The following is a 23,934-nucleotide window of genomic DNA, read 5'->3' on the forward strand; positions in this document are numbered from 1 at the left end:
GACAAACAAAACGACCTTTCCGCATATAAACGGATTGGTCGTTTTTTTAGTCCACACCTACAATATTGTTAATATTAATCCTCACGCTATCGTGATTAACATTTAATAGCAGAAACCCCGTCTGCGAATCTGCACTGGTAATTATTCCGCTTACCTTCTCTAGCCTTTTTTGATGGAAAACTGTGATTTCGACTTCATTATTATGTTCCATCGCTTCTCCTATTTTATCGCTAATTTCTAGGAAGTCTTCTTCAGTTAACTTTGGGCTCACTACTCCACCTTTTTTTGATGTTGAGGGTTTTGGAATTGCTGTCATTTTTATCATCCTTTCAGATTTTTAATTTCCCACCATATCAAAAAACACGCTCATTAACTCTTCTGTCCTGTTTCGTAACCGGACATTTAAGTAACGTCTATGGTCCTCATATCCAACATTATAAAAACCGTATTCTGTAAACGTACCGTCACTTTTACCTTTGATTACTTTCATGTTATTGCGACGCATGTATATATTTGATTCTTTTTGTTCGGCACGCACTAACTCTAATGCTCCATCAATAAGTTTCAGATACGGGCCTTTTAGTTTAAATGGTCCTTTTTCTATTGCTTCCTTATCTATTTCTAAAATTGTTATTAATAACGGAAAGTAAATAGCGTTTTCGAAATGCGGCATAGCCTCATCAGATATTAAAGGCATTAGATCACCATGCTTTCTCGATGGATGACAGGAACAAGTGCTAAAACGTTATCAATTATAAATGTTCGTCTGGATTTTCGAAGAAAACAATATGCTCGGAAAGAACCCTCACCGACCTGCAACACCTTGATTCTTCGCTTGCTGATAGAACCGTCTTTTGCCATGTACATCATGTCTAGAGGTTGGTTGTACTCCACGGATTTGATTAATTGATTACGCACACTCGTTCCCCTCCTTTTCTATAGTATACAGAATGAGTGTTCGCTTTGCAAATAAATTCATAATGATATAATGAAGATAATTAAATATTTCGTGTATTTAATATATGTAGCGAAAGGGTGCGAATAGTAGATGAAGGTATATGAGAGTGGCGACAAATTTGTGTTGGCTGTAAAAGGTGGGCAGTTTAGGGAGTTTGAGAGTACGCCAAAAGCAATTATCCTTAATAACCGGCCGATTCCTACTAGAAGATGGACAACACCACCAGAAGTAGACGATGACCTATTTAAGGGTCACACATGGGAGTATAATTACGAGTTTAGAGAACTGTTGTGTGATGACAAACATGCTTATGTACTATTCGTAGAGTACATACAAGAAAAACCTTCTTATATGCGTGGAGGGGCAGTATTCTTTGTTGACGAAGCCTATGCAAAAGAAAAAATTGAAGAGCTAAGAGCAAAAGGAAATTTAGCTGAATTCAATTGGGATGCAAGCGTTCCAACGTGGATAGAAATTGAACGTGGATTTAGGTACGAAGATGAAGACGATGAAGAGGAAGAGGAATCCTAATAAAATAGACGATCACTCAAATAAATGAGAAGGTCTCTTTTTACATGTTCGTATTCTAGGCAAATAAAAAAGAACCCCGTCGCAAGGGTTCCTTAAAAATTATTTTTCTTTATTATCTTTATCTTTATCTTTATCTTTATCTTTATTTTTCTTTTTTTCTTTTTTCTCTAAGTACTCCTTGTGTTGTTCAGGAGTAACTTCAAAACAAAACGCTTCTAAACCTTTCTCGTGTGCAAATAATCGTTTACCGTTCCTCAAAGTTATAAATGGTCTGCAAATTAACATTTTATCATTTCCCTTCGCATTTTAATATCTTGCAAAGGACCGTTCATAGTGTTACAGTATGTATAAACTCGCCAAAGTTTAACACGTTGTAGCGACAGACACTATTACTACATACACTTTTATGTGGGCCCTCTGCAAGGGCTCTTTTTTTTGCTTCCCATTAGCTTGTCCTCCTTATTTTCCAATGTTTTTCAATTGAATTCCGCCTACCTGTAATGAAACACCGCATTTTGACGATATTTCATTTAAGTTTAATCCCTTAATAATTTGGGGTGGAGCAAGCAACTCTCCAGCGAAAGTGTTTGCTTGCCATTCTGGCTGTCTATAAGCGGGTATCTCTTCAATTGTTTCTAATCTTGCAAGTACAATATTTCCAGGTTTGTGTAGAATAAAGTGACCAATTTCATGAGCTATAGTAAACCTATCCCTCTCCACACCTTCTATTGCCCTCTCGTAAACATCTTCCCGAATACAAATTTTATTTTTCTCAGGATACGTAACTCCGTACTCGTTAGGCATTTCAGAAATGCAAACTATTTCATATTCAAAAGCCGTGAAAAGTTCAGGCATTGCTAACTCTAAAAATTCTACAACAGGAAAATAAGGTTCGTCATACAGTCCGGCTGCTCGTCTTAACACATTTGTAAGATCCCTTATTTTCTTTCTGGAAGTAGGTTTTGCAATATACAGGGTCATTCAATCTCTCCTTTTTTTGCTTTTTAGGAGGATGTCCTTAATCTTTTCACGATCGTCTTCATTTAACCCTTTAAACTCCCGTGCAAAAGCTAATAAGTCGTTTTTCTCCTCACTGCTATAGCCATTAAAATCAAGTTGTACTACTTTTTTCGACTCATCAAATGAGCGTTCGAGTTCTTTCATGTCCAATGGACTTAATGAATACATTGCGGAAATTTTTTCAATCCAGTTACGAGGAACATTTCTTTTGCCATTTTCAACAGCGGACAAATATGAGGAAGTGACTCCTAGCCTTGTCGCCATGTCCTTCAACAGCTCACCTTTGTCAATTCGCAGTTTTCTACAAAACTTACCGAATGAATTCAACATAGATGGTTCCTCCTTTCTAATTAGAAGTTTGCTACATTTATAGATTAACACATACTGTTATTAAAATCAACTACTTTTGTTGATTTAGTTAACAAATCAAATAAAGTAATACTGGAACTATTAAAAATAAAAAAGGCGACTTACTCAAATTAATGAGTAGTCGCCTTTTGCATTACGCTTCCTTAACATACACAACCCAGCCAAATTCCTTTTTCAACCTTATTGCCGCTTTTTCCGCATCCGCTTTCGTAGCGAATGTACCTGTCATCAATCTGTATTTAGCCAACTTAGTGTCCCTCTTTATTGGTGAAGTCGTTTTTACTTTGTCAAGGACTGCATGAGTCGCCTTTCCAGCAATCCCATCCACAACCAGTCCACTGGACCTTTGAAACTCTCGAATGGCCTTATCCGTCAAAGGTCCAGCGATACCATCTGCTGTTATTTTATATCCCGCTTTAATCAGTTTCTGCTGGATAACTTTAGTGTCGGGATCAATCATATACAGGAGTGGATTCACAGCGTTGGTAAATTTATTATTCCATTCACCATTGTGGACCTCAAAATGAAGATGTTGACCTTTCGAATCCCCAGTATTACCCATGGCCCCAACGGCTTGACCAACATTTACAGTTTGGTTTAGACGGACAGCAATTGATGCAAGATGGGCATAAACGGTCGTATACAACTTACCGCCTATCAGATGCTCAATCATGACTGTATTACCGTACCCATTCGTAAACTTTGCAAAAGTAACTTTACCACTAGCTGCAGCGATGATCGGGACCGTTCCTGTTTTAGCGATATCAATACCCCAGTGCATTAAATACTTTTTATGAATTGGGTGGAGCCTCATTGCAAATAGAGAAGTAATTCTTCCTTCACATGGTCTATTTAACATTTATATCACCTAATCTCGAAACTAAAAGACGTACATCCTCATTATTTTTAAGCATATCCCGCATCTCATCCAATGCATCATGTACCAGGTTGGCAAAAGCATCGAAACTAATAACTAATGAGATCCATTTAAACCGCGTTATAAACAGGTCATATACATATCGTAGTTTTAATTTTCCAGTGCCGCTACCCAATTCTGCCTCTGCTTGTGTAACTGCAAATAAGAGCCAAGCCTTTACTTTTCGTAGTTGTGTTTCCGATGGTGACTTAAAAAAGGCAAAAATAATACTGCCCACAAAAGTGAGCAGCACGGTTAACGCTATAATGATGTACCAGTAATCGATAAGTATATTCATAAAAATTCATCCTCCGATTCTTTCTCTTCTATTCCGTAAATACCTCGTAATTTTATTTCGTTTTCTTTTTTAGCTTTCCAATAATAAAAACCGGTTCCTACTGATAATTCTGCGAAAATTGATGGAATCAAATATGCATAAACGTCTGTCGTCTGCGTCATGTATGACATAGCAATTGCACATGCCACAATAATAAGCGTAATGGCAAACATCGCTATAAGGATCTTCTTTGAAAACTCCATACGCGGTTTTTCTTTGCGTTTAACTCGTGAAATTTTAATCAACGCGACCACCATCAATCTTATCAATTCGTTTATGCGCTTGTTTCGCACTTTCCTCCACACGGATTACGCGATCCGACACCTCGGACATCCGCATAGAACTCTTATCCAAATCCAACTGTATCGAATGGACACCTACACTGATATGGTCTAGCTTAGTGCGTACTATGGCATCCTCTGATGCGCTTGAGCGAAGTTCCTTGTCTCGATTTCGTTGAAACGTGAAATAGCCAATCAACGCACCAACAATAGTCCCGATTATTCCGATTTCCAACGGCATTCAATCAGCTCCTTATTTTTGATAAAATGAAAAGAACGCCCGGGTGGACGTTCTGCTGTTTTGTTATACAAATAATCCTTAGATTGATTGCTACTTTCTGCCGTTATTAACAGCTGTTTGATAGTCTTCTAATAATCCCATAACTTCTTGCTCCAAATTATCATTTTTCAGAAATAACGTTACCTCCGCAATAAGTAAATAAGACATTCTGTCTACTGTGATATAGGTCGCCTCTTCGTTTAATGCATCCGTGTCATCTTTTCTATTGAAGATGAATTTCCCTTCAATATAACTACCGTAATTATGCTGAATACTCGGATTAAAATGTAAGAAGGAATTTAATATATTATAGTCTTTCTCCCAAAGTCCTAACCTCCCTGTCACAGTAGCCAGTGATTTCGGTTTATTTAAGAATTCATATTCAACAGGAATGTTCTTTCTATCTGAATAAGCCCTAACAAAGTCCTCGCCTAAATCTCCGAGACTATCTGAATCTCTCATCTTTTTAGCTGTCACGGATTGCCAGTGAGCCGCTAAATGTTCGTATCCTTCTTTAACTTTCTCTGTATTCTCTTCACTCATTACATAACTTAAATGAAAATACCCCTCAAGAAATGTTCTTAATAGCGGCAGGATTTCAACATGACTGACTTCAGGCTCATCCGTTTCCCTAAGTACATTTATAGCGTAAATCAACTTTTTACACCTTGCATAAAGAGTGTAAAAAACCCCCGAAATATTTTTATCCACTGTGTGGAATTGAGCAGCTTTTTCTATTTTTGAAAATGCCTGTTTAAAACTTGTTACGTATTCCATTACAACACCCCTCTCTCTCATCCAGCATTCGACAAAAGAGGAAGGAATCCTTTATACAAGTATTTTATCGTCTACATGAGGTTCGAATAATTTAGTGGGAATCCAAACAATTGTCCAATGAACATAGAGAAATTCCTTTATTCCATGAGTATTAATCGTGAGGAATCCCTCATCATTAATAATAATATTGTTGTTTTCTAAAATTTGACCGTGTTTTGTGATAACAGTAACACTTACAATGTTCTCCTTGGAAAAGTCAGATAGTCCGGAGATATGGATCTTGTTATCAATTATATTTGAACTTCCTTTCGCAAAATGAAACTGTTGAGATTCTTTGATCAGCAATTCGGTCTTTTGCCGTGTTCGTTCAATTCCTTTTTCAATCCCGATACTTACTGATGTCTTAACTAGATAAATTAACCCTAATATTAACACCGCTAGGACTATCCCTAGCGACATATAAAACCAGGTGATATTATTGTCAATATTGTTCTGATACATCTGCATTGTTTCTTTAAGCCAATCGAATTCTAAACGTGTAACTACGTTTAATATCAAGTTCATAACCATACCCCTTTTATTTAGAAGTATAGCATTTTATATAATCTTTCCAAATCATATAAAACATTATGGAAATGAGTGAAAGCGAATACCCCATAAAAATTAACGGCAACATAGGAGGATGATTTATTAACCAACTCATTCTGCGTCACCACCTTTCATCTGTATAATGTATCTAAATAAGACATAAAAAATACACCTCAACGGGTGTTATCGTTACGACGCATAATGGTCCAAGAGCGCCATTATCTTCTAAGTGGCGGATTCATATACTCGATAGTTTCATCATATTCAACTGCTGTAATAAACCCATGCACTAATGCCGTATCTAATTGTTTCGTTCGGTTATCATCCGTTGCGTAATACTCAATTGTATACTTTTCTGCTGCATACTGCTTCACGGGTTCGTGGTACTCGCTCGGGATGTTCGCAATTCTTTGTGTACCGTGGACGTAAATACATACCGCATAATTTGATGTTCTAAATCCTAATACTGCCATTTTACATTCCTCCATTTTCAAAGTAGTAGTTCATAAACTCCATTAATACCGTGTCTGTTTGTGTAGATTGAGTTTTCGCATTGCCTAAATCAACCTTTAATTGCTCAACCTCAATACTCAACGGCACTTGATACGGTTGTGGTTCTTCCGGTTCGTTCGGGTCGGGATAACTAAACTCTAATGTTTTCGTTTCTACATTCACACGATATCCGTTACTCTCCGCAAAATCCTGTGCATATGCTCCGAATGGTAATTCGAGTACGCCAAACATTTCCGGGTTGCGTTCGGTTAATTCTGTATAAATAATTACATCTTGCGCTAAAGTTGTTTCGAAAACTGCACCTTGTCGTTCTCCTGTATCAACAATTACGTTTCCCGTAAAAACATCAAAGTAAATTCTTTTTCCGATTTGCAACGCTACCACCCCCCTTATTTAATTGCCTTCCAAGTTACGGGATAATTACTTCCCTGTCCTGGAAACGCTGTACCATTAAGAAATGGTAGTTTGAATCCGGAACTATTAACGTAACCAGCGTACGTACTTATTGTGGCTTCACCTGCAACTCCTTCTGTTGTATTGCAAAACACAGTTTTTGTTGTAGAAAATCCTATATCATAAAGCGTGAAAAGTTTATACGGATCTGATGTGTAGCGAATTTCAATTCTACTAGGTTGGAAGCTTAATCCTGAAACAGTGAGTATACTCACTGAACCAGTGTTTGCCGTCCCGGTGGCACTTACTGGTTCAGTAATAATTTGCCCAATTTTCGTAGCCAATGTCGGAAATGCATCGGAAGGGCTTGCCGCTACACCTTTTGCAGTAATCGCACTTGCTACCGCTGTCTTCCCATCACTGGCAAATAGAAAAAGCTCACTTAATGCACCTTCAACATCGGTGGCAGTGAACTTATTGGTAGAATCAATTATTGATATGTTTTTTGCGTTATGAGCATCTATCGCATCTTCCGCCAAATGCGTCGTAAACTCTTCGTAAGATGCAGAGATTGGCACCCACTTTGTACCGTCCCAATATTTATCTTGTGCCATATTATCACTCCTTTAATTTGTGTCTATCCAGATTAAGTTTCTGTTTGTTGGCGCTGTGGTTCCGGCGTGGTAGGGTTTGTAATTGTCAATTTTGGCTTGTGCGTCGGCAGTAGTTTCGTTCTGTTTCCAAGCGCTCCACGCTGTAGTCGAAGTCGATTCACGTATAAATATAACTTCGCCCACATATGCAATTTGTGTAAGAACATGCGTATTACTCAAATGAGAAGTCCAAGGATTCAATGTTTCTAACTTACAGTAAGTCTTTCCTGTTACTCCAAGTGTGGCGGTAAACTTAAACTCATAAGTAATTCTACGACTGCTATAAAAACTCGGAGGGCTATCGTTATTCCTTGTATCTGAGTTTGCCAACCAATTTTTGCTATTGGCATAGTTTGTCGCATTCGTTTGTGCTGCAGTAGCTTTGGTCTGAGCACCTGTGGTCGTTTCTAAATCAGTAGGCTTGTTCAAAACCTTAACCCACTCCACACTATCCGCGACAGCCGCACCCGGAATTCCTTGGTCGCCTTGGATTCCTTGAATTCCCTGGTCACCCTTTGCACCTTTTAAGTCAACGTAACTACCAAAAACCCCCGTTGGATTTTCAAACCTTAATTGCGTTCCAGACCATTGATGATTAGGCTTGTCACCTTTAGGACCTTGGATGCCTTGCTCACCATTTAATCCAGTTGTGCCCGTTACGCCAGTCTCACCTGTCAATCCTCGGATTCCCTGATCGCCTTGTGGACCTTTTATATTCCCACGAATAATCCACACAGAAGCGCCTGTTTTTTCTCGGATATCCCAGGTCGCCGTATTTACATGAAAATCACCAATTACGCCCAACGAGTTTGCAGGAACAGCGGTGGTAGAATACCACGTTTTACCGTCGGCACCTTTTACACCTTGGATACCACGATCGCCATCATCACCTTTTAGTCCCGTTAATCCGATAGGTCCAATTTCGCCCATCAACCCTCGCAAACCTGTTTCTCCAGCGCCTCCTGTATCACCTTTTTCCCCTTGTTCACCCTTTGGGCCTTGCAAATCAACAACAGCCATTTGCGCACTAATCAAGATATACTCATTAGCTGACAAGGGTTGAGTAAGCGTAATTCCCTTACCGTTCGGATGCTCTGTAAAAGATGTCAAGGGTTGTCGATTTCCGTTGATGAATAAATCCACTGCCCGAATTCCTACCGGAAAGTTGAATCCATCCGCCCAACTAAATGACGTTTGGTTATTGGTTGAAACGTATTCTTTTTCAAATAAAACATAGGATTGAGAAGAACCAGGTGGACCCATGAGTCCGACCTCTCCACGTTCGCCTTTTAAATTGACGTATTCATAAGAGGGTTGATCTTCCTTTTTAATACCTAATCTCGTTTCATTCCAAGCATATTGTAATCCTATTCCAGTCTTTCCTTGGACTCCAATTTCCCCGCGTTCGCCATCAAAATAGTCAACACCCTTCATTGGTGTTTTGCCGTCAATTCCGGGGATACCTCGGAGCCCCGTCTCCCCGGTTAGTCCACGCTCACCATCGAAGTAGTCAACGCCTTTTATCGGCGTAACTCCATCAACTCCTGGAGGTCCTGTCTCGCCGCGCTCTCCGGTTAATCCACGAAGTCCGGTTTCACCACGCTCGCCAGTTAACCCGCGTTCCCCGTCAAAGTAGTCAATGCCTTTTACAGGCGTGTATCCGGCTATACCTGTTTCGCCATCTGAGCCATCCCGTCCAGGCGCACCCTCACGACCATCGTTGACTTCCGGTTCGTCTAGTTCACGCTTTATTTTTTCGATAAGCGTGGGCAACGGTTGTCCGAAAACAACGTCAAGCTGATAACCGCCAACTTCGATGACTTCTGTAACTTCTGATACTCGGACGTGGGCTGTACGTGTTTTCTTAGCGTTTTGAACCGTGACAATATCGCCCAGGTCCCAATCCTCACCAAAAATAAATGGGCCGTATGTCAGCACCGATGTTTCAAATGCTTCCACACGCCCATATTCTGACAGCTTTTGCAAACCGCGGTCTGGTAGATTACCACCCTCTTCGATATCGCGAGCATCAATAAATACTTCGTTACGATCCATGCCCGATGCATCACCGACTAGGATTACCTCGCGTTCTGTGCCCTCTCCTTGTCCGGCGACGATAGCGACGTTTCGATAATCAAGAGAGCTTTCTATCATTTTCTGTTCCCGTACATTATCAAATTCGGCGGAAAAGATAACAGGTGGATTAATGTTTTGTAATGTGGTTAAGTCTTTACCTTCTACAACATTAAAAATATAACCGTCACCGTCAAAAAGCACGTCCCATCCGACACCGCTTGCGGTGCTTATCTTTTCAAGTTCCGCACTAAGTTCTTTATATTTTGTCTGATAAAAAAATGATGGTCCGCGCGATTTATTTGGCTCAATTGATAGATTTGGAATGACACGATTTGATGTTGTACTAACCGCGTTTCGATCTACAAAGCGCTTCATGATTGTTTCCGCATTAGCCGTCAATGCATCATAAGTGTTCAACTCTGGTGTCAACGTAAGACGTTTGCCCATTAAACCTTTTAGGTCATAGCCTTTAACGAGTAACTGATCGCTACCCTTCCCGCTTTCAGACGTTAATTCCTCAATGTGGGCAATAATTCCCGTCTTATTCGGTCCACCAGAGACGAGGCGACCTTCAAGTAATTCATCCACATTCTCCATGTGCTGATTGACGACAATCTGGAACTCACCCTGCTTACTCCAACGTCTTGTCCAAATCAAACTTTCGTATGCGTCGATTTCTGTAACAAACTGAAAATCTTGTGTAAATATACGAATCATTTATATCACCTCAATTCGTGTCAATCCATATATCTTTGTTTTTCGGACTCGTAGGGGCTGTAGATTGGACGCTGATAGTCATACCGCCTAACGCTGGAGCTTCAAGTTGGATGGAACTGATGAAGTCATCCCATTCAGCTTGATATACGTCTGTTGGAGGTTGAACCAAACTAGATACAATTCCACATAATGATTGATCTAATCGTTCATCTATCACAGTCGCAATTACGTTAGTTCCCGCGTTCACCCTTACTTGTGAGAGACTTAATTCATAGATTAAATCGTTACGCTCAACAGATGGCGGTAAAGGGTTAGTCGCTGGCGTCCCTTGTTTGATTACCACACGGATATCACGATTAGCAATATTCCGATTCAGTCGCACGACTACACGGTCAATACGAGGGAAAGACGGGTTACCAGTTGCGTGCGTTAAATTGATTTGCGCGGTATTTCGATACAAGTACCCTTCCACAAATGCCGCACCTATTTCGACAGCGGATACAAGCCCTGTACCCTTAACCACTTGTAAAGATGGTAAATTGTTTCGATAAAAAACACCGTTCGTGAGTAACTCATGATAATATTTCGCAAAATCATCAGCTGTTACTTCGCGGTCAGCGTCCACCGAATCAAACATAAAAAATTCTTCTGCCATTTAATTCACCTCTCTAAACTGCTAAATATCTTGGATAAAACTTAATGGTGACAGGTGCTTTCTCATAATCTTCACCAGTGGAATAGGTTAATAGATTATTACCGGGCTCCAATTGAAAAAACGTACTGGATGGTCCTGTTCCACTTGGGTCAATATAAATATAATTAAAAGCGTTCGTTCGTGTGCTATCGACAGAAATCTTTTCAACTTTTTTACGTCCAAATGCAGTACTGATCCAGAGCTTTTCGCCAGCCGCTAAATTCTGTGCAACTTCAATGAATTCCCCTGTTGTTTCATTTTCAATTCGAATCGGGGAAGTCGCTGGCCCTTCAAAAGTCACTTCAATTGGTGTGGGTGCATCCCCATCATTAACAATGATTCTGGACTTCGCATCAGATTTCTGATTGCCAAAAATGGTTGGCAATATAAGAGGAAAAGTTAATCCTCCGCTAAATGTTACTAGTTGTTCTACGTGTTCGTTTTCTGATCGCCAGTAAGGGTTGGGGCAGACTAAGAATATCAAAGCCTTTTGAAACCACGTTCCCCTTTCGGTATTGCCATCTGGATAGCTCGGAACTCCTTCCGCAACCGCCATAATTTCTTTCGAGCCACCTTTGTCGGTGTATCGCAATAATCCAGGTCCTAACTTCGGATTGAACGTCCCTGATAACAAACGTCTATTCACCGCCAATTCCACTTCGTCTTTGCCCTCAATCTTTAATTCCAGTGTGATATAACGCTCCATCAGTAATGCATCTGTGTATGTGCTACCGTCTTGAAATGGTGACTTTTGCATCTGGATATCAGCTTCGACATCCCCCAACCCTTCAACCTTGTAAAGCCGGAAAGGGGAACTGTATAGCTCTATTGTTTGACCTCTAGTGTTCGTGAAATTTAGTTTAATCATGATGTCCCCCTTTCCTAGAATTCCAAAGCTAGACGTTGAAGCATTTGTTTTTCTTTACGTGCCGATTCAGACGGTGTCGATTCAGCAGGTGTAAAATGGTTAGTGATTTGCGGTGCAAACGTTTTCCGATTGTCAGTAGATGAAGAGCCACTTCCACCCCCGCCGCCAAATGTAGGATTAAACGGTCTGATATTGACATTCGGTATCGTAATATCACTTAGTTCAGGCTTCATCAGTTCACCAAAACGAATAGCAGCATTTACAATTTTAGATTCGTTTTTATCAATACCGGAGATGAATCCAAGCGCCATGTTCCCAGCTATATAGTCACGCGTCCAACGGGATGGGGAATGGATATCGAGTGCCGATGCCATAGCTGATTTAACACTCTCGGCGATGGAACGGGCTTTAGCTACGAGTGAAGATTCCATCGATGCGAGCCCGTCGAGTAACCCTTTCCCGGCATTGACCCCGATTTGTTTCAACGACTTCAATTCATCGTCAGTGGCTTTTGTGATTTTGCTGATTTCCTTAACCCATTCAGTTTTCATCAAATCTAGTTGCTCATTAGCCGTAGTCCTCATTTCGGCAATACGATTATAGGCATCTGTTTTTAAATTCGCCAATTCAGCATCAGCGATTCGACGCATTTCGTTTATGCGGGCATATGTGTCGTTATTTAATTGGGCCAACTCCGCATTTGCCACCGAACGCAACTCTTCCAAACGCCGTTGCGTATCAGCTTTCATTCCCACCATTTCTTTTTCAGCTTGACTACGAGCGAGTGCTGATTTCTCTTGATATAAGGAAGAATAATTGGTCAGCTGATCCTCCGTCATTGAATTTAAAGCTAGTAGTTGTGGAAGTGCTTTCGGTCCCATCTTTCGCAATTCCGCTAGTAAGCCTTCGTCAATTGCTTTATGGGAAAGCTTCGTAATTTCTTCTTCCCAGTTTTTAATGCCATCTACTTGGGATTGCATGTTTTCTAATAGCTCGTCACCTGTCTGTTTAGGGGCCGCATCAAACTTATCGAAAATCCCAAAAGAGTTAAGTATATCTTTATATCGACTTTCGGAAGTTTTTGCAAGTTCGTCATTTACACGAAGTTCATCCGCTATCAATCTTTCTGATATTGCTTGCGATTTACTTGCCAATTCTTCTTTAGCTTTTAATGTGTCGGATACCAAACGCTCATTAATCGACTTAGTTTTACCTGCAAGTTCCTCATTAACTTTTACAATTCCGTCAGCCATCGTTTTGTTTATTTCAATCATTTTTGAAGAATAGCTTTCATTAATTTTTGTTACATTATCATTTACTTGTTTAATGATTTGTGCTTTTCGCTTCTGGATTGTTTCAAATTTTAAGGAGTGTTCAGCGAAATGTGTGCTAAGTTCGTCTAGTAATCTGATTTCGTCGGCTAGGGAAATCTCCCCAAGTCTTTTCTTTTCGTCAATGTAAGCAATACCAGAATCCAACATTTCTTGATCAACAGCTCGTTTTGCATCACGTAACGCAAGCATGGCTTCTTGTTTTTCATCTGTGCCTTTTTTAAATCGCTTTACAGATTCTGCCCAAATCGCTATTTCATCTTGGAGCGATATTTGTTCTAATTTCTTTTTGTTGCTAATGAAAGAAGTGATATCACTTAATCGACTTTTATTAGAACCCTCCAAAACTTTTGCACTATCAGCAGCCGCTTTCTCATTGATTTTATTAACTTTCGCTGCCGAATCTTCTTCCAGACGATGGAGACGAATATTTTCGGCCTGCGTCATTCCGTGCTTTGCTTTCTTCGCTTTTGAATAAATTAAAGCAATATCTTCCGCTGCACGTTGTTCAATCTTTTTCGATTCTTCTGCGGCCTTTTTGTTAATTTCAGCAACCTCAGCACTTACACTCCTAGCGCCTTCGGCAAGTATTTTACCGACTTCATCGACGTGCTTCTTGGCTGTATTCGTTATCACTTTAACCAAGCCGAGAATAGCTTTTTCATTGGCTGATTCGGTAGACTCCATACCTACCGCAAGCCCTGTTCCTGTATCTACACCAATTTCAGTAGTTACCTTTGAAGGTGAATGAGTATCCAAGGCACTCCTCATAGTTGCAGCTACGTTATTCGCTAAATTCCTAGCTGTTGCCATTACTTTTGATTCACTATTTTTCAATCCGAGCGTCAAGCCATCTCCTGCAAATCCGCCGATTTTCTGGAACTCTTCGGCAATGTTTGCAAACGGCTCAATCATTGCAGTGTGCAGTTTCTTCATCGTTGCAACGACTTTCGGAATTCCTTCTTCAACGCCTTTTGAAACCCCTTCGGTTATGTGGACCCCGTCTTTCTTGAATACACCAGATGGACTTTTAATCAATAATGAATCTCTAAACGCTTGCTCTGCATCTTCGGCCATTTTTCTTGTGGCATCAGTTACTTCTTTTGTTCCTTCTTCAACGCCTTTTGCTGTACCTTCAGGCATAGCTTTACCTAATGAGGCAAAGTCAGCTTTTTCTATCTGCTGGGTCAATGTCGCTCCTGATTGAGTGACCATATGACCGACTTTTTCAAGAACTTCGGCACTATTATCTCCAAGTGACTTACTCAAAGCACTCGTTGCGACATCGCCACCTTTTGCAAATGCATCACTCAATTTCATTAACTCGGCATCTGACGAGTTAACTAATGCTTTTACATGACCTGCTGATTCAGGACCTGCCGACCTCAACGTATCTAATAAACCTTCATCAATGCCACGTTTCGCAAGGGTCGCAATGTTTTTCGACCAATTGGTCATAACTCTTTGGTTTTCTTCAAGGTTTTTAGTCATTTCTGAAACCGTTGTCTTCGATTTTTCGCTGAGCTTATCGAACATATCTGTCGCTTGCTTTTTGTAATCTTCCCATGTAGATTTCAGGGAATCGACTACATCTTTCTGACTGTCTTCTAAAAACTCATAAGCAACTACTTGTTCTGTCACGCTTTCTTTCGTCGCCTTCGCAACCGCTTCTATTGATGCTGTAATCTGTTTCTCTGTATCTAGTTGTTGAGCCCCTAAATCTGCAATAGTTCCTGTCAACTGAGTCTCTTGCTCGTCCAGTTCTGCAATGGCAGTCTTGTACTCTTTCGACTTGACAGATCCGTCTTCAAGTTTCTCGATCCACTCTTGCCGGAGCTCATTAGTTTCTTTTAGCTTCATATCTACTTCTGATTGTTCTTTAGATATTGCTAGGAATCGTTCCTGACTCGCTGTGAGTGTTTCTTGCTCTTTCATTAACGCTATTTTATTAGCAATTTCTTCCGATGTTAGATTAAGTGAGTTGGCCTCTTTGCTATACGCAAGACTTAATCCCTCAACCGAGCCATTAAGTGAGTCAACATATGATTCCAATTCCTTTTTCTGAGCCCCTGATTTGTCTTCCACTGCTAATAATTCTTCAATCTTAGAAATTAAATCAGTGTTTGCATGCGCTGTGGATTCAATGTTTCCTAGATTCTTCTCATAGGCCGAGGAAGATCCTTCTAATGAGTCATTTAAAGCCTTTGTTGACTCTGTTAAACCATCTGTAACCCCGCCCAGTCTTTCGCCTTCTTCTGTCGATTTATTGAACCATTTAACCAGCATAATGACACCTGTAACAAGTAAACCAATTCCTGCAATTATCCAACCTATCGGACCCATCAAAAACTTAATTGCTGCACCCCACGCTAAAGTTGCAGTCGTTTTTATCGCTACGGCTGCTGTCGCAAGCGTAATACTGCCCGTCATTACTCCGATTGCTAATGTACTGAGCGTTACCGCTCCTGTTTGTGCAACGGTTACCGCTGTTCCGGCTCTATCAACGGTAGTCATCGTGATCTGTGCCGCTGTTCTAGCACTTGTCGCAACTGTCAAGGCAAGAGTTGTAGCCTGAGCCGCTTTTAATGCAATATTTGCCGCCGCAATAATTGTGCTTGCTTTCTGGATAACTGCATAAGTAGCGAACGCCGCCGTTAATCCGAGAATAACCGGAGTCAACGTTTTCACAACCGGAATTAATGCCGTTATTGTCGCTGCGAATACTGTTACAATCGGGGCAGCTCCTTCAATAGCTTTTCCGATTACTGTAAATGCCGCCTTTACAACGACTTTCAATCCGTCCATATTTTCTGCAATAGTTTTTCCCGTTGTCGCTTTTGACAGATTATCAAATGAGACAATCATGTTTGCAACTCCGACCGTTACCGCGTTTTTCAAGTTCTGCATTGATGTTGCAATTCCTGAGCTACTTGTCAATGCAACTTCTGCAAATCCTCCAACTCCGCTACTCAACTCAATTATTTTAGCGTTAAAGGTTTCAAAAGTAATGTCGCCATCTTTCAAGGCTGCGTATAGGTCTCTCTGTGCCGACTTTCCCGCAAATCCAAATGCCTCCGCTGTCTCATTAAGTGCATAGCCCATTGTTTCTTGCAGAGTTTTCCACGACATCATATCCACGGATCCTTTGGACAACATTTGGACATACTGGGTTAATCCACGCTCTGCATCCGCGGAACTTGATCCACTCGCAAGAAATGCGTTATTCAATGCTAATGCTGTATCTGTCGCTGTATCTAAATCATTAGTCATTATTGCTATGTTTTGGGCACTCTTTACAATTCCATCAAGGGTCGTTGGGAGTCCTTGAATTCCATCAGACATTCTAGAAAGTGATTTTGTCGCCTGTTCGCTACTGAATCCCATTTGTTCCATGATTCTAGGGAATCCTACTAATGTATCAAATCTAGAAATGGCACTGTCTAATGATGATTTCAATATGCTAAATGCTTTTGCTCCTACTGCAACCAGTCCCAGTGATACTGCCATATCTTTAATACTCATAGACGCCTTAGTGGTTTGTTGACCTAATGCATCTGTTTGTCCCCCTGCCGCATTTGCACTACTGGCTAGGGTATTTAATCCGGTAGATGCCGCAGTGACTTGGGTTCCGTCAACTGTAATATCAATACTGATTTGGCCATCTGCCGCCATAATATTCCTCCTTTCCAAAAGACATAAAAAATAAGCCGCTGAATGGACGACTCACAATTACTCTTCTTCTATTTCTTCTAATGCATATATTTTTTGTAAATCACGCATCGCTTGCTTGTATTCAGCAGCTTCACCCTTCGAAGGTTCCCACAACCTAATTTGAACAATCCTCTGCATGACTGTGTCGCTCGGTAATCCGGATAGCAACGCTTTGAATTCATGCCAGTGCATCTTTCCCTGTTCACGGTGCAAATTAATGTTGTAAGCCTGTCGGAAGGATGCGTATATGTATTCTGCATCCTTGTTAAAATCGATAGACTTTTTACTTTCCTTTTGAACCGGCATTGGGTTGCCTTTGCGGTCATATTCAATAGATTGTTCGTTATCAACTTGAATAAACTCGAAGTAGACGTGATTCCACAAATCCAACGTCGGTGCAATATCATCACCAAGCAATAGCGCCAAACAGATTGCTGCACTTTCGTAAGTTCTTAGGTCTTCATCATCAAACACGTCAAAAACATCCAGCACGTTATCGAAGGATAGATCTATCTGGTACTCGATGTCGTCAAATACAAAAGAGGTAACTAATGGGTCGTTCAGCCTCATATTACTTCCCTACTTTTTTAATCTTCTTCTTCGCTAAGAAATCAGTCTTCTTTTTAGCTGTACTGATTGTACGGTCAATTTCCATCGTTTCTAGCTTATCGGCGATTGCAATTGCGACAATCTCAAATGTTTGCTCTAGTGCTAGAATGTCAGGATACGCGCTATATAACTTGTCAAATGTACCTTCTCCGAAAACAATGTCGAACTGAACGCCTAGGAAAGTTTTCTGAACATCCATTGCTTCATTAACTGTTCCAATGCTCATCGTTTCCGTATCAACATCTTTGGGTAGCTTTATCGCCCGTGCTTTCGCTTGAGCATCTTTCAGTAGTTCTTGGGTAATCTCTTCCATGTTGAAAAACTTCTTTAGGTTTTCCAAGGAACTGTCAAACCATAATTCTATCTTACCAATTTTAATCGGAAATCCTGTGCGCTGAATATCAATATTTACTAATTCACTCATGCGTATTCCCCCTTCTTGAATGTGAAAAAGGATGCCTCTTCAGACATCCCTTCTTGTTAATTTGCTATTAGATTACTACTGGAACTGATTCAGTTGGAATAGCATCAAATCGGATGTTACATGAAAAGGCTTCGTATGAGCTCGCATCACCAGAACCAGCAACGATAGCTGTTACAGTTGCGCGGCTTACCCACTGCTTAGTTTCATCAGCAGAAACAATCTTGTGGTACACTTTACGACCTTCGCCTACTTTATATTTCATGCCAGCGATAAGTTCTTGTGCTGCATCAGTAGGGTCATATTGACCTTCGATAGAATAAGCACCAGCAACCGAGATTACAGATGTTTCCGGCGTTCCATCAGAATCATAAAACGCTGTATCCTCTGTTTCCTCTTGCGTATCATCGCTGATCGAAGAGATGTATTTAGCTAATTCTAACCATACTTCTGTTGGTGTTTCCGTACCTGGTACATATGCTTGTATAAAGTGTCCTCGTAGTGCGTTTTTTTCTCTAGCCATTCATTTTTCCTCCTTTAAATACTGTAATATTTGCTTGTACATCTAATAAAAAAACGAACCAACCTTGTTCGTCGATTTGATTGATGAAAGGCTTGTTCATTATGATTAATTCGTCGAATTTGAAACTGCCATCTTGGCTGTCTAGCACTTTTAGTTTCTCTAATTCATTTTGAATTAGCCACAGTGTGCTATTAATCTTGTTTTGCGACTGCGACTGCATGGCAATCTCGTAGTTTAGTTTCTGGTCGGTAGTACCATCCATAAACTCTTGAACTATTTTCGAGCCGGGCAATGGGTAAATCACAAGTGATTCGGTCGCACCTAGATAGCCGAGTTTACAATCAACAAGAAGCCGTGGTGTCATGGTGTTTATTCTGTCGCACAACATTTCCATAAAGTCCATTTACCAATCAGCCCCTATTGTGAATGCGTCAATCCAGTCACTCATGAAAACACTTTTCGCCTTCAAATCCCATCTAGGACCAGTGCCGGGTGCAGTGTGGTTATTGAAAGGTATCTTTTTACCATCCTTAGTTGTTCTAGATCCGTAAAACTGTGCTTTTGCATACGGCGTGTTGTAATTAATAGCCCCGCCATCGATGTCGATGGTTGCCGAATTTCTTAAATCCGTTGCAAGCATCGGAACAAATTGATCCATATCCGCCATCGCTTGGTTAGCCAATGCATATTGCCCACGCCTTAACGCTTGCGGACTCAGTTTATTAAGCGCAGGACCTATATTGACTACCACTCTAGCCATCAGACCACTTCCAATTCGTATGAATAGATTGTGGTGCTGTAGGCTTCATGAATTGGTATAGCCTTTGTCACTGTGTGTTCTTGATCGTCAAATAAGAGTATCGACTGCGCTTTAAATGTAGGCAACGGTGTGGTCAATCCTTCATAACAAAAAACAATACCGTTATAGAGCAATTGTTTACCGGACGTTGTAGACGTGTATGCCGCCCCTCTATCAATGCGACAATGATCAATTTGGATAGGTTCAGCATATTCGGGTTCGGACCATTTGTTTTCTCCGACATATTCCTTATAGACAAATGAATCAACAAGAAAATCAATTGGTGGTTTCGGCATCAACGTACACTCACGCCCCTGTATAAAAGGCCTGTTCTCCCAAGGTGAATAAGCACTTCTTCGGCTACTAACGACTTGCTTTCATTAGCGCCACCTGGATTGTATCTACTGGAATTTGAAACGCTTGTACGACCTGCTGAAAAGGACTGTGGAGAACTGTTGATTTCCTCGAACGTCGTAGCACCAAGTACTTTAAAGTACTCAATCTGACAAGCAACTGCCTTCTTGAATTTGTCCCGTCTATATGGAAAATCCGTCTCCAATATGTTCAACTGATAAAAGTCACCCGTGACGCTATTCAACACATCACTTGCACGATTTAACAATCTATCAAATTCGGATTCATCCACTTCGGTAAAAAGAAAACTCACATATTCGCTATACGTTAAATATGGCATGATTTCACCGCCTTATTTTTTGGGTTCTTTTGATGCTTCAAGTGCATTTTCTGCTTTCGTCAACTTGCCTTTAAGTACAGTGATTTCTTTGGTTTGCTCTTCGAAATCAAGAGTTAATTTGTCTTTCTCATTCGACAATTCTTGAAATGCATCTTGCAGTTTATTGAATTCCTCACTATCAGCAAAAGACTTTTTAAGCACATCTAGCTCTTCAAGGACCTTGTTATGTTCTGGTAGCGACACTGTCCGTCCACCTGTAGCAAGTTTGATTACTTTTCCATCATCATCAATTTGGTCATATCCTTGATTCAGGAAGCTTGCTAAACGACTTGTTTCAACGTGTAGAATACGATTCTTCTTCTTAATCTTTACTGATTTACTCATTCCGAAAACCTCCTTTTGATATTAAAAAAGAGAGAGCAATTCGCTCCCTCAGATCACTCTTAAGCTCCTGGTTCGATGTTAAACAGGATACCAGGTACTTTCTTTTCAATTGCAAAAATATCCCAATACTTTCTTTCAAAGTACAAGTATTTCCCACCAGTTGCAGCAGAAGGTTTATCCAAGCTCACAAACTCGTATTGTTGTGGAGTAAGAACGGATAACGGATGTACCAAAATCATGTTGATTTGTTTAGCAGCTAGATCCACAACAGCACCGTCTGTAAAGTCATATGCTGTTTTCATTCGTGGCGATGGGACCATGCGAATCGTTACGTCGTCAAGTGAATAGATGCTACGCTTCACGTTACCACTTTCACCTGCTGCATCCAATTGACGTTGTAATCCTTGTGCTGTTTTCAGTACCTTATTAACCGCTGGAGTAACATAAAGAATACGGCCAACTTGCGGAACTTCTGCGTCATCCATCTTTTCCATAAATGTATCGAATACTTCCAATACATTTGCCGCTGTAAGAACTTCTGTATTGGCTGTTCCACCAAATGTCGTGAACTCTGAGTACAATTTAGATGCAGCGTACTTGTCCATTTCAGGAATCTTCTGCTCATCGTTAAATACCCGCGTAATATTTGCAATCGAAAGTGCAAGGTTCGTTTCGTCGATATCTTGTGGATCTACTAGCGTGCGGAATTCACGGTCATGTTCAATCGTTTTCGTCTCCCAGTCGTTATCGGCTCTACGTGTGAACGAACCTACTACATCACGATCAACGTCAACAAATCCACCCACAGTAATTCTTGGAATTTGGATTGTTTTCGCGTTAATCCATTTGATATTTGCATTGTTCGCCGTGTTGTAAAGTTCCGCGAAAGATAACGCTGCCGTGAATTTTTGTTGAAGTGCCGCTAAATATTGTTGTGCATAATTTACTACTGCCATTATATACCACTCCTATTTTCTGTTTTTTATTGTTTAAATGCTGCTAACCATTTATCTGCATCAGACAATGGTTGCGTTTGGTGCTGTCCGTTCGAAAATTGCGGTTTCGGTGGCACATTTGGATCTGGTGCTGATTCAGCCACCTGTGCAAAGTGCGGATACTTTTCAACTACTGCAGCAATCGCCGCATCCATATCCACATCGTCAGTCACCATCGTTTTAGCGAGCGTGACCACGTCTGATACGCTGTCTGCTAATACACCAGCTTTAGTGGCTGATAGTTGGGCTTTGAGCGTCTGATTTTCGTTGAAAAACGATTCCCTTTCAGTTTCCAGTGCTTTTAGTGCTTCGGATTGCTTTTCAGCCTCGGTTTTTTGAGCGTCTTGATACTCTTTCAGTTTTGCAAGACCTTCCTTGGCTCCTTTGAAATCTTCGATGCCTAAATCTTTCAGCATCTTTTCCTGTTGTTTCTTCGTTTCCCGGGCAATTAAATTATTCACGTCATCTTGTGAAAAAGATTTAACTGGATCAATTGGTGGATCTTGCGGATTCGGGTCCACTGGTGGATCAGTTGGAACTGGATCACTCGGAAGGTCCGTTGGTGCAGGTGGATCCGAAAAGAATTGTAATTTTGAACTTAGTAATCCCTCAGCGTTAAGTGGCTGATGCACTAAATTAATTCGCTTAGTCATTTTCATGCCCTCCAATATGGATAGTATTTTCCTTCCGTTCTTTTTAGCGTCTGCGGATAAAGACAAAATAAAAACACCCTTAAATTCGGTGTTGTAGTCAGATTAATATTCAGCTTTTACAAACGCTCTTGGTTCTGCATTCTTATCGATATGAGTACCCGGAACAAACGTTAACGCTTCGGCACACGCGTGACTACCATCGGGATTTCTTTGTTGAGTTGTTACTTGAACGACACAACCTCCCGGAACATTAGCTACTTTGGTTGATTTCATCCATCCTTGTTCTTGTGAGGACGCTTTGCAAAGTAATAGAAATGTGTCCCCGTTACCGTAAACGTTTAAATCGGAAATGTTTTTCTTTGCTTGTCTTACTTCTGATATACCCAAGTCTTTCTTACTCATTTTATTCCCTCCTTATCATTACGTGCAATCGAAGCGTTCGCCCACATCGTCGTTTGTTCAAGGTTTGTTTGTGCTACTGATTTTTCACGACTGTTTGGACATAATTCGTCAATCATATGAGCCAACTCTTTCGCTTTGCTTCTAATAGCTTCATAACGTGCTGTCTGGTCACCTTTTGGTGCGTGATATGAATAGGCGTTGTCTAACCGTGCACTGACATAGTCTTTTGGTTTGAAACCGCCATTCAATAGACATTCAGGGCAAAACTCCGTTTCGGATTCATTTGCACAATCTTTAGAGAAGCACTTATTCATTCAACCACCTCCCAATCTTCTGCCAACATATCAGTTTGTGAAGCAAGCCACCCGATTTGAATATGGTGAGAAGTTGTTTTTATTGCTAAGGCGTCTACAACCAAGCAACCTAAATGAGCCCCCTTTACAGATTTCACCAAGTCCACACCTTTTACTAGAAACACGAATTGCCCTTTGCCGTTCCAACCTTTACGAGTAACTAACAAACCCTCTTTAGTTGCTTCAATCGCTTGTCCGAAATTCAATATAATCATTCCTTTTCGTTTGGATTGTAGCTACATTACCGAGTAGCAAACGGAGATAGGATCACTTCCTTTCAGTCAAAGTCACTTAACAGAACTTCACCACAAGAAATAGTTTCCGTTTCTACGACGCTCGAACCTGGGAACAATACGCCGATTTCAACACAAGATGAGCCATCATTGTACTTAATGTTGTTGATTTGCACAGATTCAGCATTAGTTAAGTCCAAACCCTTCAGCAACTCGATTGCTTGTTTCAAAATAACTTCGTTATCCATTCAATCGCTCCTTTCATTGCATAGAAAAAAGCCACCCTATTTGGATGACTTTAGAAGTTCAATGTAATTTGTATTGGATATTCTGGGTTTTCTTCGACATCGAACTTTACTCCATATATTTCTGTAGCATCATATTTCCCATAATGTTCAAATGCATGACTCTCAATAACTTTTAACACACTTTTACTGAAAACCACTTTGATGGCGCTTCGGATAGGGAATTCCTCTCGATAAAAACCAATCATATTTTGCACTAAAGTAAATAAGTCGAAACCGTCTTTCCCTAAAATACCTGCGCCACTCACGACTAATCGTTCATCGAATAAGAATTTGATCCCGGCTTCTTCTCTTTCTTTTACATTTTGCTCTTGTTTCAAGTTATTCATTGTTCTTTCTACTAAATTTAAAAGATAACTAAATGTGGCAGTAACAACATGAATTCCTTCTATTGCAACATGATAAATACCTTTACTAATCACTACCTTGTCATGATAGCCATCAGAACGATGCTCCGCTTCATATCCTCGCTCTTGCATCTTGTTAATGAATTCGTTTAAGTCCATAGCTAAACGCCTCCTAAAATACCGTTTTCTTATCATACCACGAT

35 protein-coding genes are annotated in these 23,934 nt (G+C 40.5%); 1 reads left to right on the forward strand and 34 read right to left on the reverse strand.

Going from position 1 to position 23,934, the window contains the following annotated elements:
• Window positions 1-46 precede the first annotated feature (46 nt).
• From ACP8HH_RS09800 to ACP8HH_RS09810, 3 genes are read right to left on the reverse strand one after another with little or no spacing between them, the layout of a single operon-like run.
• Window positions 47-316: a YolD-like family protein gene (locus tag ACP8HH_RS09800; protein WP_438310754.1), complete on the reverse strand. Its 270-nt coding sequence runs from the start codon at window positions 314-316 to the stop codon at window positions 47-49.
• A gap of 21 nt (window positions 317-337) precedes the next feature.
• Complete coding sequence (locus ACP8HH_RS09805) at window positions 338-697, reverse strand: hypothetical protein (RefSeq protein ID WP_438310756.1); 360 nt, start codon at window positions 695-697, stop codon at window positions 338-340.
• A complete protein-coding gene (locus ACP8HH_RS09810; RefSeq protein ID WP_438310758.1) occupies window positions 697-918 on the reverse strand; it encodes a transcriptional regulator in 222 nt (73 codons plus the stop codon). The genes ACP8HH_RS09805 and ACP8HH_RS09810 overlap by 1 nt, the downstream gene beginning before the upstream one ends.
• A 130-nt stretch (window positions 919-1,048) precedes the next feature.
• Here ACP8HH_RS09810 and ACP8HH_RS09815 point away from each other — a divergent pair, with 130 nt between their 5' ends.
• Window positions 1,049-1,489, forward strand: a complete 441-nt coding sequence (locus ACP8HH_RS09815) for a hypothetical protein (protein WP_438310760.1) — start codon at window positions 1,049-1,051, stop codon at window positions 1,487-1,489.
• 99 nt (window positions 1,490-1,588) lie between these two features.
• On the opposite strand, the gene ACP8HH_RS09820 is transcribed toward ACP8HH_RS09815, so the two are convergent.
• From ACP8HH_RS09820 to ACP8HH_RS09970, 31 genes are all read right to left on the reverse strand, one after another.
• Entirely contained in the window at window positions 1,589-1,747 is a 159-nt protein-coding gene (locus tag ACP8HH_RS09820) for a hypothetical protein (protein ID WP_438310763.1), read from the reverse strand.
• A 201-nt stretch (window positions 1,748-1,948) separates the two neighbouring features.
• On the reverse strand, window positions 1,949-2,470 hold the full coding sequence (locus ACP8HH_RS09825) for an ImmA/IrrE family metallo-endopeptidase (RefSeq protein WP_438310766.1): 522 nt from the start codon (window positions 2,468-2,470) through the stop codon (window positions 1,949-1,951).
• Window positions 2,471-2,839 (reverse strand): helix-turn-helix domain-containing protein, encoded by a 369-nt coding sequence (locus ACP8HH_RS09830; RefSeq protein WP_438310768.1) that lies wholly within the window; start codon window positions 2,837-2,839, stop codon window positions 2,471-2,473. It abuts the gene before it with no gap.
• A 172-nt stretch (window positions 2,840-3,011) separates the two neighbouring features.
• Window positions 3,012-3,737 (reverse strand): peptidoglycan DD-metalloendopeptidase family protein, encoded by a 726-nt coding sequence (locus ACP8HH_RS09835; RefSeq protein ID WP_438310770.1) that lies wholly within the window; start codon window positions 3,735-3,737, stop codon window positions 3,012-3,014.
• Window positions 3,727-4,092, reverse strand: a complete 366-nt coding sequence (locus ACP8HH_RS09840) for a hypothetical protein (protein ID WP_438310772.1) — start codon at window positions 4,090-4,092, stop codon at window positions 3,727-3,729. Before ACP8HH_RS09840 ends, ACP8HH_RS09835 begins: the two co-directional genes overlap by 11 nt.
• Window positions 4,089-4,376 carry a hypothetical protein gene (locus tag ACP8HH_RS09845; protein WP_438310774.1) on the reverse strand — a complete coding sequence of 96 codons (288 nt, stop codon included), beginning with the start codon at window positions 4,374-4,376 and terminating at the stop codon, window positions 4,089-4,091. The genes ACP8HH_RS09840 and ACP8HH_RS09845 overlap by 4 nt, the downstream gene beginning before the upstream one ends.
• The gene (locus tag ACP8HH_RS09850) at window positions 4,369-4,653 is read right to left on the reverse strand and encodes a hypothetical protein (protein WP_438310776.1); all 285 of its coding nucleotides are present in this window, start codon (window positions 4,651-4,653) and stop codon (window positions 4,369-4,371) included. Before ACP8HH_RS09850 ends, ACP8HH_RS09845 begins: the two co-directional genes overlap by 8 nt.
• A gap of 90 nt (window positions 4,654-4,743) precedes the next feature.
• Window positions 4,744-5,469 (reverse strand): hypothetical protein, encoded by a 726-nt coding sequence (locus ACP8HH_RS09855; RefSeq protein WP_438310778.1) that lies wholly within the window; start codon window positions 5,467-5,469, stop codon window positions 4,744-4,746.
• Between the two features lie 51 nt (window positions 5,470-5,520).
• A complete protein-coding gene (locus tag ACP8HH_RS09860; RefSeq protein WP_438310780.1) occupies window positions 5,521-6,033 on the reverse strand; it encodes a hypothetical protein in 513 nt (170 codons plus the stop codon).
• 242 nt (window positions 6,034-6,275) lie between these two features.
• A complete protein-coding gene (locus ACP8HH_RS09865) occupies window positions 6,276-6,530 on the reverse strand; it encodes a hypothetical protein (RefSeq protein ID WP_438310782.1) in 255 nt (84 codons plus the stop codon).
• 1 nt (window position 6,531) lies between these two features.
• Window positions 6,532-6,954: a hypothetical protein gene (locus ACP8HH_RS09870; RefSeq protein ID WP_438310785.1), complete on the reverse strand. Its 423-nt coding sequence runs from the start codon at window positions 6,952-6,954 to the stop codon at window positions 6,532-6,534.
• Between the two features lie 5 nt (window positions 6,955-6,959).
• Window positions 6,960-7,577, reverse strand: coding sequence for a hypothetical protein (locus tag ACP8HH_RS09875; RefSeq protein ID WP_438310787.1), 618 nt, complete (start codon window positions 7,575-7,577; stop codon window positions 6,960-6,962).
• A gap of 12 nt (window positions 7,578-7,589) precedes the next feature.
• Complete coding sequence (locus ACP8HH_RS09880) at window positions 7,590-10,409, reverse strand: Gp37-like protein (RefSeq protein WP_438310789.1); 2,820 nt, start codon at window positions 10,407-10,409, stop codon at window positions 7,590-7,592.
• A 10-nt stretch (window positions 10,410-10,419) separates the two neighbouring features.
• Window positions 10,420-11,064, reverse strand: a complete 645-nt coding sequence (locus ACP8HH_RS09885; protein ID WP_438310790.1) for a hypothetical protein — start codon at window positions 11,062-11,064, stop codon at window positions 10,420-10,422.
• Window positions 11,065-11,077: 13 nt separating this feature from the next.
• Window positions 11,078-11,971, reverse strand: a complete 894-nt coding sequence (locus ACP8HH_RS09890; protein WP_438310792.1) for a phage tail family protein — start codon at window positions 11,969-11,971, stop codon at window positions 11,078-11,080.
• A 14-nt stretch (window positions 11,972-11,985) separates the two neighbouring features.
• A complete protein-coding gene (locus tag ACP8HH_RS09895) occupies window positions 11,986-16,974 on the reverse strand; it encodes a tape measure protein (RefSeq protein ID WP_438310794.1) in 4,989 nt (1,662 codons plus the stop codon).
• Between the two features lie 57 nt (window positions 16,975-17,031).
• Window positions 17,032-17,583: a Gp15 family bacteriophage protein gene (locus tag ACP8HH_RS09900; protein WP_438310795.1), complete on the reverse strand. Its 552-nt coding sequence runs from the start codon at window positions 17,581-17,583 to the stop codon at window positions 17,032-17,034.
• Window position 17,584: 1 nt separating this feature from the next.
• On the reverse strand, window positions 17,585-18,046 hold the full coding sequence (locus ACP8HH_RS09905) for a hypothetical protein (protein ID WP_438310796.1): 462 nt from the start codon (window positions 18,044-18,046) through the stop codon (window positions 17,585-17,587).
• A 67-nt stretch (window positions 18,047-18,113) separates the two neighbouring features.
• Complete coding sequence (locus tag ACP8HH_RS09910; RefSeq protein WP_438310799.1) at window positions 18,114-18,566, reverse strand: phage tail tube protein; 453 nt, start codon at window positions 18,564-18,566, stop codon at window positions 18,114-18,116.
• A complete protein-coding gene (locus tag ACP8HH_RS09915) occupies window positions 18,559-18,969 on the reverse strand; it encodes a phage tail terminator protein (protein ID WP_438310801.1) in 411 nt (136 codons plus the stop codon). Before ACP8HH_RS09915 ends, ACP8HH_RS09910 begins: the two co-directional genes overlap by 8 nt.
• Window positions 18,970-19,326: a minor capsid protein gene (locus ACP8HH_RS09920; RefSeq protein WP_438310803.1), complete on the reverse strand. Its 357-nt coding sequence runs from the start codon at window positions 19,324-19,326 to the stop codon at window positions 18,970-18,972.
• Window positions 19,326-19,661, reverse strand: a complete 336-nt coding sequence (locus ACP8HH_RS09925; RefSeq protein ID WP_438310805.1) for a putative minor capsid protein — start codon at window positions 19,659-19,661, stop codon at window positions 19,326-19,328. Before ACP8HH_RS09925 ends, ACP8HH_RS09920 begins: the two co-directional genes overlap by 1 nt.
• On the reverse strand, window positions 19,661-20,059 hold the full coding sequence (locus ACP8HH_RS09930; protein ID WP_438310807.1) for a hypothetical protein: 399 nt from the start codon (window positions 20,057-20,059) through the stop codon (window positions 19,661-19,663). Before ACP8HH_RS09930 ends, ACP8HH_RS09925 begins: the two co-directional genes overlap by 1 nt.
• 12 nt (window positions 20,060-20,071) lie before the next feature.
• Window positions 20,072-20,443 carry a hypothetical protein gene (locus tag ACP8HH_RS09935; RefSeq protein WP_438310809.1) on the reverse strand — a complete coding sequence of 124 codons (372 nt, stop codon included), beginning with the start codon at window positions 20,441-20,443 and terminating at the stop codon, window positions 20,072-20,074.
• Between the two features lie 59 nt (window positions 20,444-20,502).
• The gene (locus tag ACP8HH_RS09940; RefSeq protein WP_438310811.1) at window positions 20,503-21,399 is read right to left on the reverse strand and encodes a capsid protein; all 897 of its coding nucleotides are present in this window, start codon (window positions 21,397-21,399) and stop codon (window positions 20,503-20,505) included.
• Between the two features lie 26 nt (window positions 21,400-21,425).
• Window positions 21,426-22,091, reverse strand: coding sequence for a hypothetical protein (locus ACP8HH_RS09945; RefSeq protein WP_438310814.1), 666 nt, complete (start codon window positions 22,089-22,091; stop codon window positions 21,426-21,428).
• Between the two features lie 102 nt (window positions 22,092-22,193).
• Window positions 22,194-22,493, reverse strand: coding sequence for a hypothetical protein (locus ACP8HH_RS09950; RefSeq protein ID WP_438310816.1), 300 nt, complete (start codon window positions 22,491-22,493; stop codon window positions 22,194-22,196).
• Window positions 22,490-22,807, reverse strand: coding sequence for an Acb2/Tad1 domain-containing protein (locus ACP8HH_RS09955; RefSeq protein WP_438310818.1), 318 nt, complete (start codon window positions 22,805-22,807; stop codon window positions 22,490-22,492). The genes ACP8HH_RS09950 and ACP8HH_RS09955 overlap by 4 nt, the downstream gene beginning before the upstream one ends.
• Window positions 22,804-23,061 (reverse strand): DUF2829 domain-containing protein, encoded by a 258-nt coding sequence (locus ACP8HH_RS09960; RefSeq protein ID WP_438310820.1) that lies wholly within the window; start codon window positions 23,059-23,061, stop codon window positions 22,804-22,806. The genes ACP8HH_RS09955 and ACP8HH_RS09960 overlap by 4 nt, the downstream gene beginning before the upstream one ends.
• Before the next feature lie 62 nt (window positions 23,062-23,123).
• Complete coding sequence (locus tag ACP8HH_RS09965; RefSeq protein WP_438310822.1) at window positions 23,124-23,327, reverse strand: hypothetical protein; 204 nt, start codon at window positions 23,325-23,327, stop codon at window positions 23,124-23,126.
• Window positions 23,328-23,377: 50 nt separating this feature from the next.
• Complete coding sequence (locus ACP8HH_RS09970) at window positions 23,378-23,890, reverse strand: hypothetical protein (RefSeq protein ID WP_438310824.1); 513 nt, start codon at window positions 23,888-23,890, stop codon at window positions 23,378-23,380.
• Between the last annotated feature and the right edge of the window lie 44 nt (window positions 23,891-23,934).

Source organism: Sporosarcina sp. FA9, assembly GCF_051550205.1.
Taxonomy (GTDB): Bacteria; Bacillota; Bacilli; order Bacillales_A; family Planococcaceae; genus Sporosarcina.